Here is a 14,324-nt window from a genome sequence, read left to right as displayed (position 1 = left end):
GATTCCGGCAGCGCGGCGCGGGTGCCGCTGCCCTATCGGCTCGGTGCGCGGGCACGCGGGCAGCGGGCCGCGGGCACGCTGGCCGTGACGCTCGGCAACCGGGGAACGGCGTGCACGCACTACACCGTGCACCCCAACGCCTTCGCCGAGAACTTCACACCCGAGCGCTTCGACGTCGGGGCCGGCGGCGAGGTGGCCCGGGACTTTCCCGCCCCCGGCGGGCGCTACGACTACAGCGTGTACGGGGCCGACGGTTTCCAGCGGCGCTGGGCGGGTGACCTCGGCGCGCCGGGTGGTGCGCTGGAGGTGGACGCCGCGGCGGCGGTATCGGGTTCGCACACGGTCGAATTCGCGTTCGCCAACACCGGATCGGGGGCGGCGGAGTTCGTGGTCGTGGCCAACGCCTACCGGGCCGACGGTCCCTGGCGGGTGCGGGTGCCCGCGGGGGAGGCGCGCGGGTGGACCCTGGACTGCGCGGGCGACGACGTGGGCGCGGGCTGGTACGACCTGTCCGTCACCTGCGATGTCGACGCCGGATTCCTGCGGCGCGCACGGGGTTTCGTGGAGACCGGGGCGCGCGGGCGCACCGCCGACGACGCCGCGCCCTTCGATCGGCTGCTGCTGGACCGGTCGATGTACGAGGCGGGGCGGGCGCTCGTGGTGAGCTACGCGCTCGCCGAGGCGGCCGACGGGCACCGGCTCGCGGTGTATCCGGACCCGGGTGCCACGGTGTGGCAGCCTCCCACCACGCCGCCGCTGCGCACCCTGCCCCTGCCCGCCGGGGTCCTGCGTGCGGAAGTGGTGTTGCCGGTCGAGGGCGCGCTCCCCGCCGGGGCCTACATGCTGCATCACCTCAACGACGCGGGCCGGTCGCTGGCGCATCCGGTGCGTTTCCGCGTGCTGTAGGAAGCGGCCGCGCCGGACCACGGTCGTCCTCGCCGGAGCGCTGTTGCCGCGTGCCGCGCCGGAACGCCGTGGGAAGGCCCGCCGCGACGCGTTGTGGCCGGGGGAGGGATCGGTCGTCCACGGGCCCCGGTTGCCCCGAAGTGGCATCGGCGCAGGCCGATCGGTGCGGGAGCCGACTCGGGCGGGGCGCGCGGGTGGTGACCGGTGCGAGCGGGAACGGCGCAGCGGGTAACGTCGGGGGACATGAGCTCTCACGGCGAGTCACGATTCTCAGCGGACGTCTACGGAGCGCGACTGGAGCGGGCGGCGGAACTGACCCGCGCCGCCCACCTGGACGCGCTGCTCATCACCCCCGGCCCGGATCTGCAATATCTGATCGGGTCGCGCGCACAGTCGTTCGAGCGGCTGACCTGTCTGGTGGTGCCCGCCTCGGGCGCGACGCCGTCGGTGATCATTCCCAAGCTCGAGCTGGCCTCGCTGGGCGCTTCGGCGGCCGGTGAGCTCGGTTTGCAGGTGGTGGACTGGGTGGACGGCGTCGACCCGTACGGCCTGGTGAAGTCGGTGCTGAACGCGGGCGCGCGGACCGCGGTGGACGACGCGATGCCCGCCCTGCACCTGCTGCCCATCGCCGATCGCCTGGGCCGGGTCCCGGTGTCGGCGACCTCGGTGCTGCGCGAACTGCGAATGCTCAAGGACCCCAGCGAGATCGAGGCCCTGCGCCGGGCCGGCGCGGCCATCGACCGGGTGCACGCCCGCATGGGCGAGTTCCTGCGCGCGGGCCGCACCGAGGCCGAGGTGGGCGCGGACATCGCCGCCGCCATCGTCGCGGAGGGCCACACCCGGGCCGCGTTCGTCATCGTCGGCAGCGGCCCGCACGGCGCCGACCCGCATCACGAGGTGTCCGACCGGGTGATCGAGGACGGCGACATCGTCGTCATCGACATCGGCGGCCCCGTGGAGCCCGGCTACTTCTCCGATTCGACCCGGACCTACATCCTGGGCGAACCCTCGGAGGAGGTCGCCGCGCAGTTCGCCGAGCTCGAGCGCGCCCAGGCCGCCGCCGTCGCCGCGGTCCGCCCCGGCGTGACCGCCGAGTCGGTCGACGCCGCCGCCCGCGACCTGCTCGCCGCCGCGGACCTGGCCGAATACTTCGTGCATCGCACCGGCCACGGCATCGGCCTCTCGGTGCACGAGGAGCCCTACATCGTGGCGGGCAACGACCTGGTCCTGACCGAGGGCATGGCCTTCAGCATCGAGCCGGGCATCTACTTCTCCGGCGAATGGGGCGCCCGGATCGAGGACATCGTGGTCGTGACCGCCGACGGCTGCGAGTCCTTCAACAAACGCCCCCACGGCCTGACCCGCCTGCCGTAGTTCGGGCAAACGACACGCGGCCCCGGCGTCGGACGCCGGGGCCGCGTTGTTGATCGAGCGCCCGCGCGGCCTGGCACCGTCTGAGGTGGTTCGGGCCTGTTGACCAGTGGGCGTCAGCATCGCTTGTCGGGGCGTGTTGTTCCGGCGTGCGAACTAGGTCTGCCTCGGCATCGGATGCGGTGCCGCGTTGTTCATGCGTGCCGCCCGGACGTTGGCCTCGCCCGGGTTACGGGTCTCGCGGAGTTCGCCGAACGCGCGGGACCTGCCGCAGTGCGGGCGGGTAGGCGGGTCAGAACAGCGACGGGTCGGTGTCCAGCTCAGGGAACGGGATGTCCTCGAAAGCGGGTGTCGCACGGGGAGATTCGTCAGGGTCCGGGTCGTCGGCGGGAATATCGGCGACGGGGACCGGCTCGGGGAAGTCGGGGCCGAGGGTCAGTTGGCCGGACTGCCAGTCGCGGCCGAACAGGGACAGCTGGGGGGACATCGCTTCGATGTCGGTGTTGAGGCTGCGCAGGCAGCGGACGCAGGTCACGCCCGCGCGGGTGGGTTGCAGGGCCGAGGGGGACCAGCCGGCGACGCCGGTGCGGCACAGCAGTTCGGGGACTTCCTCCGCGCCGATCCACTTGCCGAGTTCGACCGCGTGCACGGTGCGGCCGTTGCGGACGATGGCGTGCACGCCGGGGTCGCCGAACTTCGCCCGAGCGAACGCGGCCAAGGGGGCGATGTCGGTCATGCCTTGGACGATACGTACCCGCGCCGACATTCGGCGGGATCCCCCGCCGAATCGGTCGCTCGTGCCGCGATTCGCCGGGCCGCTGTCGCCCCGAACGGGCATGGCGCACATGTCCGTTGCGGCCTGTTCGTCCTATCGGACGGGTGGGTGCGGCTATCCTGTCGCCGTGCTCAGTGGCCCGGGGCCGCGGCTCCCGGCTTGAAGACGCTGCTGGACAGGACGCGGCTGACCTGGATCGCGATCACCACGCGGGTCGGGTTCTCGCGGGGGACGCGGTAGCGGGCGGCGTAACGGTCCACCGCCTCGGCGACCGCGGCGGGTTCGCTCAGGACGGTGGCGGGGCCCTCGAGGGTGAGCCAGCGCGGGCCGTCGACCTGGCTGACCGCGGCGTAGCCCGAGCGGCGCACGTTGCGGACCTTGACCGAGCCGTCGTTGGTGATGACCCGGGCGATGCCGGCCTCGGGATCCCAGGTGAAGCCCACCGCGACCACGTGGGGGGTGCCGTCGGCGCGCAGCGTGGTGAGGGTCGCGAGATGGCGATCGGTCACGAATTCGGCGGCGGCGGGCGAGAGTTCGGGGCTGGTCTCGGTGCTCGGCATGATCTCGACGCTAGCAATGTGCTCCGGATGGCAGACTGTCAGCCATGGCATTCGGATCGCGGGACGTCGATGCAGGCGTCGTGCTGTTGCTGGGCGGTCGCAGCGAAATCGGTTTGGAGGTGGCGCGCAGGCTCGCGCCCGGGCGCACGGTGATTCTCGCCGCCCGGCGCAGCGACGACCTCGATTGGCAGCGGCGCGAGCTCGGGCTGTCCGAGGCCGCCGCGGTGCACTGCGTGGAATTCGACGCCGACGACCTCGGCTCGCATCAGGCGCTGCTGGAGAAAGTGGTGGCCGAGCACGGTCCCATCGGGGTGAGCGTGCTGGCGTTCGGCGTGCTCGGCGATCAGGCTCGCGCGCAGGAGGACGCCGCGCACGCGGTCGCGGTGGTGCAGGTCGACTACGTGGCGCAGGTCAATATCCTCACCAGCCTCACCAATCTGCTGCGCGCCCAGGGCAACGGGCAGATCGTGGTCTTCAGTTCGATTGCCGGGGTGCGCGTGCGCCGCGCCAACTACGTGTACGGCTCGGCCAAGGCCGGGCTCGACGGATTCGCCAGCGGGTTGCAGGATGCGCTGCACGGCAGCGGGATTCACCTGCTGCTGGTGCGTTCGGGTTTCGTCATCGGACGGATGACCGCGGGCATGGAGCCCGCCCCGCTGTCCAGCACCCCCGATCAGGTGGCCGACGCGGTGGTCGCGGGCCTGTACCGGCGCGCACGACTGGTCGTGGTGCCGCGCCGGCTGCGGCTGGTGTTCGGCGCGATCCATCTGACCCCGCGCTTCCTGTGGCGGCGGGCCCCGCGATGACGGGTGCCGCGTCCTGGGGCGGCCCGCACCCGATCGCGGTGGTCGGGATCGGAGCCGACGGCTGGGACGGGCTCGGCGGGCCCGCGCGCCGGGAGATCGGCGCGGCCGAGGTGCTGCTGGGTTCGGAGCGGCAATTGGCGCTGATCCCGGCGGCCGAGAGCGCCGCCGACCGGGTGTCGTGGCCCTCGCCGCTGGTCCCGGCGCTGCCCGGGTTGCTGGCGCGGTTCGCGGGTGCTCGCCTGTGCGTGCTGGCCAGCGGCGACCCCATGTTCTTCGGCATCGGCGCGACGCTGGCCCGGCTGGTGGGCGCCGCCGCGCTGCGGGTGCTGCCGCAACCGTCCTCGGCCGCGCTGGCGTGCGCGCGCCTGGGCTGGGGGCTGGCCGAGACGCCGGTGGTGAGCGCGGTCGGGCGGCGAGTGGAGACGGTGCTGCCGGAGCTGGCGCACGGGCGCAGGCTGCTCGTGCTCAGCTCCGATGAGCACACCCCGGGCCGGCTCGCGGAACTGCTGGCGCGCAACGGTTTCGGGGAGTCCCGGCTGACGGTGCTCGAGCAGTTGGGCGGCCCGGACGAGGCGCTGGCGACCGGCGTGGCCGCGACGTGGGAGCGGGCGGCGGGGGACGCGCTCAATATCGTCGCCGTGGAATGCGTCCACGATCCGGGCGCGCCGCGGCTGACCAGGGTGCCCGGTCTGCCCGACGATGTCTACGCCGGGGACGGTCAGCTCACCAAACACGAGATCCGCGCGCTGACCCTGAGTGCCCTGGCCCCGGCGCCCGGCGAACTGCTGTGGGACGTGGGCGGTGGTTCGGGCACCATCGCCATCGAATGGGCGCGCACCCACCCGTCCTGCCGGGCGATCACCTTCGAGCGCGCGGAGAGCCGCCGCAAGCAGATCGCCGAGAACGCCGCGGCCCTGGGCGTTCCCGGGATCGAGGTGCTCGGCGCGGCGCCCGAGTCCTTCGGCGATTCGCCCGCCCCGCAGGCGATCTTCATCGGCGGCGGCCTGACCGGCGCCGGGTTGTTCGCGGCCTGCTGGGATCGGCTGCCGATGGGCGGGCGACTGGTCGCCAACGCGGTGACCGCCGAATCCGAGGCCCAGCTGACGCTGCTGGCCGCGCGCCACGGCGGCACGCTGCGCCGGTTCCAGGTCTACCGCGCCGAACCGCTGGGCGGGTTCACCTCCTGGCGTCCACAACTGCCCGTGACGCAGTGGTCGGTGGTGAAAACCGAAGTCCCGGGCTCGGTTTCGTAGCCCGGTCCGCCGGGGAGCCGGCCGGGGTGCGGTACGCCGCGAGTGGCGGCGGCGTTGTGCCGGTGCGGCCTTTCGCCCCCGGCCTCGTGCGCCACGTGATTGCGGTGCCCGGCCGTGCGAACGCCGGGCCGGGCCGGCGTGCACCGTCGCGGGGTTCGGCTACCGCGGCGCGGGTGCGGGGAACTCCAGTTCCGTCACCCGATGCAGCCCGGTGCCCGGCAGCGCCGTCTCCAGCTCGAACCGGCAGGTGCGCCCGGAAATGTGCAGCGAGCCGATGGAATTGCCGAAGTGCGGGCCGCTGATCTTCTCCCAGCGCAGCGGATCCGCCGAGATGCCACGGTGTCTGGCCAGCCGGCGCAGCGCCGCGGCGAGCGGGCGCGCCCAGGACAGCGCGAACATGGGCCGGAAGATCTTCGGCGGGTCGTTGTGCACCGGCGAGCACACCAGTTGCAGCACTTGGGATTCGGTGGGCGGGTCGTAGTCCGCGCGGGCGGCGTAGCTGTGGTGCACGTCGCCGGACAGCACGCAGATGGTGCTGGGCGGATCGGGTACCCGGCCGAGCCGGTGAATGAGCGTGGACAGCTGCACGAACGAGGATCGGAACGCGGGCCAGTGCTCGAGATCGGCTGCCTGCCGGAACTTCTCGCCGAGGCGGCCGCGCCGGCCGGGCAGGCTCGCCGCGCGTTCGTTGAGCGACTGCAGGTGACTGAGCGCGTGCGGCATGAGCCACGGCAGCGATGATCCGATCAGCAGATGATCGTAGTCACCGGCCGCGTTCGCCTCGATCCACTCGAATTCCTCTTCCCCGACCATGAGCCGGCGGCCGTCCAGAATGCGCCCGCTGCGAGTGTCGATGACCAGCAGTCGAATTCGGCCGAAGTCGCGCCGGTAGCTCCACCGCGCCGGCTTGCGCCCGTCCGCCTCCAGATCGGCCCGCGCCCCGAAGTCCTCCAGCAGCCCCCGCACGTCCCCGCCGGACTTGCTGACCTCGAGGTACAGCTCGTTGCCGGCCAGCTCCACCGGGCTCAGGTTCCCCAGGTGCTGATACACCCAGTACGAGGCCAGCCCGGCCCGGATTCGCTCACTCCACCAGGGCTTCTCGGCCATCTGCTCCCGCCAGGCCCGCGAGGTGTTCCAGTCGTCGCGCACGTCGTGATCGTCGAAGATCATCGAGGTGGCGACGGTGGACATGAGCCACCGGATCTCCGGGTCGCTCCACGATTCGTGGTACAGCTCCGCGTACTCCCGGAACGAGACCACCTCCTCGGCGGGCTCGGCGCCCGCCCGCCGGCTCGTGAGCCACTCCTGCAGCTGCGGTGTCGGCTGATCGGCGTACACCTGGTCGCCGAGCAGGATCAACGCGTCCGCCCACTCGGTCTCGGGCCGCTCCATCATCCGTAAGGCGTACGCGTCCAGTGCATCCGGGCCCACCCGATCCGCCTCGAGCACGCCCGGCGTGGCCTTGGCCGCCCGGCACGATCCGAACAGCAGGGTCCGGACCTCACGCGTCCGTATCCGGCACGGCGGGAACTCCGATCCCGCCTCCGGCCACACCCGCTCCCCGTCGAGCGCGACCTCGTACTCCACCGATTCGCCCGGCGTCAGCCCGTCCACGACCACCAGTGCGAAATGCTGCTCGCCGACCTGGAACGTGCTCCCGTGCCGCCCCAGAATCCCCACCTCGCACGGGGAGTCGGTCTCCACCCACACGGTCGCCGACGTCGAGTCGACGTGCCGCAACACCGGTCCCAGAACTAGCTCAGCCATACGGATCGAGGGTAGTTCGAACTGCCGGGCCGGGGCGCGGAACGCCGCAGCCCCCCTTGACACGCGCGGTCCGTGCTCTGAAAGCCGTTGGGGCTACGACCTATTCCATGCTCATCGCGGCGATGACGTCGGTCGTGGGTTGCGCGGAGCCGCCCGCGGGCTCGATCGTGATGGCCAGCTGCTTCGGATTGCGGTCGGACATGAGCAGGACCATCGGGGCGGTGTCGGTCGGGAGGGCGGTCATGACGGCCGCGGACTCGGGCAGGCCCGAGGAAGGAATCAGCCAGAGCTGGTAGGCGTGATCGGCGGGGGGCGGCGGCACCGTGGCGAAAGAGATTGTCGCGGCGTCGAGTTCGCCGGAGGCGGCCACGGTGAGCGTGCCGCCGCCGGTGACCGCCGTGGTGGCGGTGCGGGTATCGGAATGGGTCTGGATCTGCTGGGCCGTGATCTGGCCCGGTTCGCCGGACTGGGAGCGGAGCACGGCCACCGTGACGCCGATGGCGATGACCGCGGCCACGGCGGCCGCGGCGGCCAGCAACCGCGGGGAGAAGGCGCGGCGGGGGCGCAGGGGTACGGGGGTCGCGATGCCCTGCTCGGCGTCCAGGGCGCGGTTCAGCGCGGCTTCCACCGAGGGCGGTGCGGGGTGCGCGTCCAGCACCGACATGGTGGCCATGGCCTCGCGGATGTCGCGGACCGTGGTGCGGAAGGTGTCCGCCACGGCGCTGTCGGCGCGGGTCAGGGCGTGTTCGAGGTCGTCCCGTTCGGCGTCGGTGAGCGCGTCGAGGGCGTACGGGTACGCGTAGTCGAGTAGATCGGCGTGATCGTCGTCAGGCATCGCTCACCACTCCTGTCAAACAGTTCTGGAGTCGCTTGAGGCCGTCACGGATGCGCGTCTTGACCGTGGACAACGGAATGTCGAGATGTTCGGCCACCTCGGTGTACGTGCGCCCGCCGTAGTAGGCCAGGGCGATCGTCTCACGCTGGATCGCGGTCAGCGTGCTCAGGCACTGCACCACCGCGCGCTCCTCAGTGCGCTGGCCCACCGCCTCGGCGACGATGTCGTGATCGCGGCCCAGTTCACGCTGGCCGTAGGCGAGATCGCGGGTGGTGGAATTGCTTTCGGTGCGGACCCGGTCCACCGCGCGCCGGTGGGTGAGCATCATGAGCCAGCCGATGGGGCTGGCCAGGCGGATGTCGTACTGGCCCGCGGCGTTCCAGACATGGAGGTACACCTCCTGGGTGATCTCCTCGGCGGCCTGGGCTCGGCGTAGCACGCGCAGCGCGAGCCCGAAGACGCGGTCGTGGGTGGAGCGGTAGAACTCGGTGAAGGCGTCGCGGTCCCCGCGGGCTATCTCGCCCAGCAGGCGCGCCAGGCGGGCGGCGATCTCCGGGTCCGGGGCGGGGCGATCGGTCGGGCAGGCCGGAGCCGAGTCGGCGTCGCGGTCGCCCGGGGGATCGGTGTCGACCGAGTGGCCACGCGGTTGCTCCGCCATATCTGGCTGTCTCCGAAGGATCGGCTGTGCACGGGTAGAGGTGGGCCGGTTGGTTGCCGTGGAACTGCCGGACGTCTCTTCGGAGGTTAGTTGGGGATGTCGGCTCATGTCGAACTTCGGCTTTCTGCGCGCACGCCCGGAGGTGGCCGGGCGCTGGAGATCAGCGGGGTGGCCGCGGCCAGAAATAGGCCGTACGCTGCTGATATTCTCGGTACCCCGGTCGTTCGGCCATATGTCGTTCCAGTAGTCGCGCCCCCGTTCCGTAGATCAGCACGTAGGTCATCAGCAGCGGCGCGAAGACCGTGAGCACACCGGGCCAGGCGCTGGCCGCGATGAGCCACAGCCCCCACCACAGGCTGCTGTCGCCGAAGTAGTTCGGATGCCGCGTCCAGGCCCACAGCCCCTGGTCCATGACCGTGCCGCGATGGCACGGATCGGCCTTGAACCGCTCGAGCTGGCGGTCGCCCACGGCTTCGAAGGTGAAACCGATCAACCACAGCGCCACGCCCGCACCGGCCGCGATCCAGGCGAGCCCGCTCGTCGGCCCCGCGACGGCCGACACCTGCAGGGGCGCGGAGATGACCCACTGCGAGGCGCCCTGGATGATGAAGATCCGGCGCAGCACCTGCCAGGTGCCGTGCCCGCGCCGGTCCAGCAGCTCGGTGTAGCGCGGATCCTCGCCGCGCCCAGCGGATTTGCGATGCATGTGCAGGCTCAGTCGCAGGCCCCACACGGTGACCAATACGAACAGCAGCAGCCTGCGGGTCAGCGAGCCGTCGCCCGCGAGCAACCCGACCAGGGCGACCAGGACGAAGCCCAGCCCCCAGCTGACATCGACGACGTTGTAGCGGCCGATGCGGCGGCCGATGAGATAGGTCGTGCCCTGCAGCGCGGCCAGCGCGAGCAGGCTGAGCAGGGCGATGCACGGCAGCCCGTCGAACACGTTCACGACCGGGCCTCGCCATCGAGGCGATCGAGCACGATCTGGCGCACATCGAGGTAGCCGGAACGGAATCCGGCCTCGGAGTAGGCGAGGTAGAACTGCCAGATCCGCCGGAACCGGGCGTCGAAGCCGAGCGAGCCGACCTCGGGCCCGCGCGCGTCGAACCGCTCGCGCCACAGTCGCAGCGTCTCCGCGTAGTGCGCGCCGAACCCGAACTCCTCGCGCACCCGCAACGAGGTGTGGCGTGCGGCGGTGGTCGCGATGGCCTCGGGGGAGGGCAGGAATCCGCCGGGGAAGATGTACTTCTGGATCCAGGTGTGGGTGTTGCGGGTGGCCAGCATGCGGTCGTGCGGCATCGTGATGGCCTGCAACGCGACGCGACCGCCCGGTGCGAGCACGCTGTCGAGGCATCTGAAATAGGTCGGCCAGTGCGCGTGCCCGACCGCTTCGATCATCTCCACCGAGACGATGGCGTCGTAGCTGCCCTGCACGTCGCGGTAGTCGCACAGCTCGATGGTGACCGCGTCCGCGTATCCGGCGGCGGTGACCCGCAACCGGGCCAGGGAGAGCTGGCGGGCGGACAGGGTCACCGAGTGGACGGTGGCCCCGCGAGCGGCGGCCCGTACCGCCAATTCGCCCCAGCCCGTGCCGATTTCCAGGACACGGCTGCCCGCGCCCACCCCGGCCGCGTCCAGCAGCCGGTCGATCTTGGCGCGCTGGGCGTCGGCCAGGTGATCCCACGGCACGGGTCCGGCCGCCAGGTCGCGCGCGCCGAACAGGGCCGAGGAGTAGGTCATGGTGTCGTCCAGGAACAGCTGGAACAGCTCGTTGGACAGGTCGTAGTGGTGCTCGATGTTCATGCGCGCGTTGGCCTCGGTGCCCAGTGAGCGCGCGGGCGGGCGCGGCAGCACGGACCGGAAGCGTTGCAGCGGTGCGGGAATCAGCCGGGTCATCGCGCTCGCGAGCACGGTGAGCACCGCCGCCGGGTCCGGGGCGGTCCAGTCTCCGGCGGTGTAGGACTCGCCGAAACCGATCAAGCCCTGGCCGCCGAGTCGGGCGAAGAACGCCGCCGGATCACGAATGATCATGCGCGGCAGCGGGTCGGTGTCGGCGTGCGCGCCGAGCACCATGCCGTTCGGCAGCTCCACCCGCAGCGGCAGCCGGGTCACCGCGCGCCGGAAGAGCGCGGCGGCGGCGTCGGCGCGCAGCCGGGCCAGCGGTCCGGCCGGCGGGGGCGGCAGCTGGAACGAGGTGGTGGTGTCGAGGCAGAAGTCTGTCACTGTGCTGTCCTTCTGGAAGATTCGGCCCGGGGCCGTGGAACGATGGGCAGGCCGCGCGCCCACAGCGCGATGCCGTGCCGCCGGATGCGCGCCGCGATCAGCCACGGCGCGAACGGGGTTCGCCACTGCGCGCGCAGGACCGCGCGCGTGGTCACCGGCACCCGATGGCCGGTCATGGTCGCGGCGAAGGGCGGCTCGCCGTCCCGCAGCAGGGTGATGCCCAGGTCGAGGTCCCGTCCGGGTTCGGGCAGTCGCAGCGTGTAGCGGCCCTCGACCGCGTTGAACGGCGAGACGTAGAACTCCTTGCCGACCGTGGCGCGCCCGCGCTCGTCGGTGTGCACGAGATAGGGGTGCCGCTCGCCGTACGTGTTGTGCACCTCGGCGATGACGCATCGCAGTTCGCCCGCGGCGTCATGGCACCAGAACACGGTGAGCGGATCGAAGACGTACCCGAGCGACCGCGCGTTCATGAGCGCGGTGATCCGCCCGCCACGGCAGTCGATTCCGTTGCGCGCCAAGAAATCATCGACCCGGGCCCGCATCTCGATCCCGGGTTCCGGCTCGGCGTCGTGCGGGCCGGTTTCCGCGGCCGAATCGTGCGATTCGGTTCCCGCCCCGGCCGGGCGCCGCGGCACCGGCGCGAGGTGGTCGGCGGCGTGGAACGAGGCGAAGGGGCGCAGGGGGCGGGCGATGGCCGGAGGATTGTCGAGGTCGAAATACCAGCTGTAGCCGCGGTATTCGAACGCGTGCCGGACGGGCGCGAACCGGGTGTGCCGTATCCGGGTGAAATACAGTGCGGGGGCGCGGACCTCGTTCATCGCGCACCCACCCGGTCCACGGACGCGGGATCGCGGTCGTCCGTCCACCGGCCGCCGAGGCGTTCGGCCGCGCGCAGGCCCGAGAGCGCGCCGTCCTCGTGGAACCCCCAACCGTGGTACGCGCCGGCGAAACGGACACGCGCGGTGTCGATCTCGGGCAGGCGCTGCTGCGCGGCGACCGACTCGGGGGTGTAGATCGGGTGCTCGTAGTGCATGCGCGCGATGATCCGCGCGGGATCGATGAGGTGTTCGCCGCCCAGGGTGACCAGGAAGCGGCGGTCCGCGACGTGGTCCAGGTTCATGAGCCGGGTCAGGTCGTAGGTGACCACGCCGCCGGTGCCACCGGCGGGCGGCATGCGGTAGTTCCAGCTGGCGCGGGCACGCCGCAGGGTGGGCAGCACCGATTCGTCGGTGTGCAGCAGCGCCGCGTTCGGGGTGTACGGCATCGCGCCCAGGACCGCGCCGGTGAGCGGGGAGGGATCGGTGAGCAGGGCCAGCGCCTGCTGCGGGTGGGTGGCGATGACCACCGCGTCGAAGCGGCGCACCCCGGCGCCATCGCGGACCATGACCTCGTCGGTGCCCTCGTGCACCCCGAGCACCGGTGTGCCGGTGCGGATCTCGTCGAGGCCCGCCGCGATCTTCTCGACGTAGCGGGCCGAACCGCCGACGACGGTGCGCCAGGTCGGCGAGCCGTACACGGTCAGCATGCCGTGGTGGTCCAGGAAGCGGAACAGGTAGCTCGCCGGGTAGCGCAGCGCGGTATCGGGGTCGCAGGACCAGGTCGCCGCGACCAGCGGGCTCACGAAGTAGTCGACGAAGAATCGGTCGAATCGGTTTTCGCGCAGGAACTCCGCGAGCGTCACCGCGGAGTCGTCGCGGCGCAGCAACTCGCGTGCCGCCCGGTGGAATCGCGGCACCTGCGCCAGCAGCCACAGGTAGCGCGGGCGCGCGAGCATGCGCGCCGCCGGGAACAGGCCGCCCGCGCCCTTGGCGCCCGCGTATTCGAGTCCGATCGCGTCCGCGCGCACCGACAGCGACATGGTGGTCTCCTGGGTGGCCACCCCCAGTTCGCCGAACAGCCGCAGCAGGGTCGGGTACGTCCGGTCGTTGTGCACGATGAACCCGGAATCGACGCGCACCCGGCGTCCCGGCGCGAACTCGACCTCGTGCGTGTGCGCGTGCCCGCCGAGCCTGGTGTCGCGTTCGTACAGGGTCACCCGGTCGTGCTTGGCCAGCACGTGGGCGGCGGTGAGTCCGGCGACCCCACTGCCGATCACGGCGATATCGCGTCTTGGCTGCATACCCCGAGTTCGATATGCCCCCCGCACCGGTTTGGCGGGGGCGCGAGTTTCTTGCGGAGGCCGCGGATCGGGCCGATTCGAAAGAATTTCGGATTCGACCAAACCGGCGGGCAGGTCTGGGCGAAACCCTCTTCGTGGTCATCGATTCGTCGATGGGCACCGGGGTCGAATCGCCCCGCACGCAGTGGTCACCGGTCGAGAGCAACACCCGACCCCCGACTCGGCCGGTGATCGCGCGCCTCTCGAAATTTCTTCCAGCCCTTGCCCACCAGGCTCATCGACGAGCCGACGTATCGAAGGAACGAATCATGAAGCTCATGCAGCGCACCGTCGCCGTGGCCATCGCCGTGGCCGCCGTCTCCGCCGGTCTGACCGGCTGTTCCGATGACAAGTCCGATTCGACCGCCTCCTCGACCACCACCATGGCCATGACCACCACGGGCGCCGCCGCGGCGTCGAACCTCGTCGGCCCGGGCTGCAAGGCGTACGCCGAGCAGGTGCCGACCGGAGCGGGCTCGGTCAGCGGTATGGCTCAGGATCCGGTGGCCACCGCCGCCTCCAACAACCCGATGCTCACCACGCTGGTGGCGGCCGTCTCGGGCAAGCTGAACCCGCAGGTCAACCTGGTCGATACGCTCAACGGCGGGCAGTTCACGGTGTTCGCGCCGGTGGATTCGGCCTTCGCCAAGATCCCGCCCGCCACGATCGATTCGCTCAAGACCGATTCGGCGACCCTGACCAAGATCCTGACCTACCACGTGGTGCCCGGTCAGATCGCGCCGGACAAGATCGCGGGCTCGCACAAGACCGTCGAGGGCGGCAGCGTGACCGTGACGGGCAGCGGCGACAACCTGAAGGTCGGCGACGCGGCGGTCGTGTGCGGCGGGGTCAAGACCGCCAACGCCACCGTCTACATGATCGACAGCGTCCTCATGCCCCCCGCCTAGTCCGGGATCGACTCGCCATGGTCGCCCAGGTCCATCACCTCGACCCGACGCACGTGATCGCCGATGCCGCGAATCCTGTTCGCCCCGGCGGAAACCGGAGGAAG

Annotated in this window: 14 protein-coding genes; 5 read left to right on the top strand and 9 right to left on the bottom strand. The window is 71.5% G+C overall.

The window, feature by feature from the left end; all coding sequences use genetic code 11:
• Together ABZ319_RS32745 and ABZ319_RS32740 are read left to right on the top strand one after the other, a co-directional pair.
• The coding region (locus ABZ319_RS32745; RefSeq protein ID WP_354990410.1) for a phospholipase domain-containing protein at nt 1-906 on the top strand (906 nt) is incomplete at its 5' end.
• A 243-nt stretch (nt 907-1,149) separates the two neighbouring features.
• Entirely contained in the window at nt 1,150-2,280 is a 1,131-nt protein-coding gene (locus ABZ319_RS32740) for a Xaa-Pro peptidase family protein (protein WP_354990409.1), read from the top strand.
• A 289-nt stretch (nt 2,281-2,569) separates the two neighbouring features.
• Here ABZ319_RS32740 and ABZ319_RS32735 read toward each other — a convergent pair whose 3' ends face one another.
• Together ABZ319_RS32735 and ABZ319_RS32730 are read right to left on the bottom strand one after the other, a co-directional pair.
• On the bottom strand, nt 2,570-3,013 hold the full coding sequence (locus ABZ319_RS32735; RefSeq protein ID WP_354990408.1) for a hypothetical protein: 444 nt from the start codon (nt 3,011-3,013) through the stop codon (nt 2,570-2,572).
• A gap of 170 nt (nt 3,014-3,183) precedes the next feature.
• A complete protein-coding gene (locus ABZ319_RS32730) occupies nt 3,184-3,612 on the bottom strand; it encodes a PPOX class F420-dependent oxidoreductase (RefSeq protein ID WP_354990407.1) in 429 nt (142 codons plus the stop codon).
• A gap of 44 nt (nt 3,613-3,656) precedes the next feature.
• Between ABZ319_RS32730 and ABZ319_RS32725 the strand changes: the two genes are divergently transcribed.
• Nucleotides 3,657-4,418 carry an SDR family NAD(P)-dependent oxidoreductase gene (locus tag ABZ319_RS32725; RefSeq protein ID WP_354990406.1) on the top strand — a complete coding sequence of 254 codons (762 nt, stop codon included), beginning with the start codon at nt 3,657-3,659 and terminating at the stop codon, nt 4,416-4,418.
• Nucleotides 4,415-5,671 (top strand): precorrin-6y C5,15-methyltransferase (decarboxylating) subunit CbiE, encoded by a 1,257-nt coding sequence (gene cbiE / locus ABZ319_RS32720; RefSeq protein WP_354990405.1) that lies wholly within the window; start codon nt 4,415-4,417, stop codon nt 5,669-5,671. The genes ABZ319_RS32725 and cbiE overlap by 4 nt, the downstream gene beginning before the upstream one ends.
• Nucleotides 5,672-5,830: 159 nt before the next feature.
• Here the strand turns inward: cbiE and ABZ319_RS32715 are convergent, their stop codons facing one another.
• The 7 genes from ABZ319_RS32715 to ABZ319_RS32685 all read right to left on the bottom strand — a co-directional run bounded on the left by ABZ319_RS32715 (nt 5,831) and on the right by ABZ319_RS32685 (nt 13,273).
• The gene (locus tag ABZ319_RS32715) at nt 5,831-7,438 is read right to left on the bottom strand and encodes an alkaline phosphatase D family protein (RefSeq protein WP_354990404.1); all 1,608 of its coding nucleotides are present in this window, start codon (nt 7,436-7,438) and stop codon (nt 5,831-5,833) included.
• Nucleotides 7,439-7,538: 100 nt separating this feature from the next.
• The gene (locus tag ABZ319_RS32710) at nt 7,539-8,273 is read right to left on the bottom strand and encodes an anti-sigma factor (protein ID WP_354990403.1); all 735 of its coding nucleotides are present in this window, start codon (nt 8,271-8,273) and stop codon (nt 7,539-7,541) included.
• Nucleotides 8,266-8,931, bottom strand: coding sequence for an ECF RNA polymerase sigma factor SigK (sigK, locus tag ABZ319_RS32705; RefSeq protein WP_354990402.1), 666 nt, complete (start codon nt 8,929-8,931; stop codon nt 8,266-8,268). The genes ABZ319_RS32710 and sigK overlap by 8 nt, the downstream gene beginning before the upstream one ends.
• 160 nt (nt 8,932-9,091) lie before the next feature.
• Nucleotides 9,092-9,880 (bottom strand): DUF1295 domain-containing protein, encoded by a 789-nt coding sequence (locus ABZ319_RS32700; RefSeq protein ID WP_354990401.1) that lies wholly within the window; start codon nt 9,878-9,880, stop codon nt 9,092-9,094.
• Nucleotides 9,877-11,115 carry a cyclopropane-fatty-acyl-phospholipid synthase family protein gene (locus ABZ319_RS32695; RefSeq protein ID WP_354990411.1) on the bottom strand — a complete coding sequence of 413 codons (1,239 nt, stop codon included), beginning with the start codon at nt 11,113-11,115 and terminating at the stop codon, nt 9,877-9,879. The genes ABZ319_RS32700 and ABZ319_RS32695 overlap by 4 nt, the downstream gene beginning before the upstream one ends.
• A gap of 35 nt (nt 11,116-11,150) precedes the next feature.
• Nucleotides 11,151-11,972: a DUF1365 domain-containing protein gene (locus ABZ319_RS32690; RefSeq protein ID WP_354990400.1), complete on the bottom strand. Its 822-nt coding sequence runs from the start codon at nt 11,970-11,972 to the stop codon at nt 11,151-11,153.
• A complete protein-coding gene (locus ABZ319_RS32685; RefSeq protein ID WP_354990399.1) occupies nt 11,969-13,273 on the bottom strand; it encodes an FAD-dependent oxidoreductase in 1,305 nt (434 codons plus the stop codon). The genes ABZ319_RS32690 and ABZ319_RS32685 overlap by 4 nt, the downstream gene beginning before the upstream one ends.
• Before the next feature lie 308 nt (nt 13,274-13,581).
• Between ABZ319_RS32685 and ABZ319_RS32680 the strand changes: the two genes are divergently transcribed.
• The gene (locus ABZ319_RS32680) at nt 13,582-14,220 is read left to right on the top strand and encodes a fasciclin domain-containing protein (RefSeq protein ID WP_354990398.1); all 639 of its coding nucleotides are present in this window, start codon (nt 13,582-13,584) and stop codon (nt 14,218-14,220) included.
• The last annotated feature ends 104 nt before the right edge of the window (nt 14,221-14,324 follow it).

This window comes from Nocardia sp. NPDC005978 (assembly GCF_040614455.1).
Classification (GTDB): Bacteria; Actinomycetota; Actinomycetes; order Mycobacteriales; family Mycobacteriaceae; genus Nocardia.
This window is presented reverse-complemented; position numbering and strand designations above follow the sequence as displayed.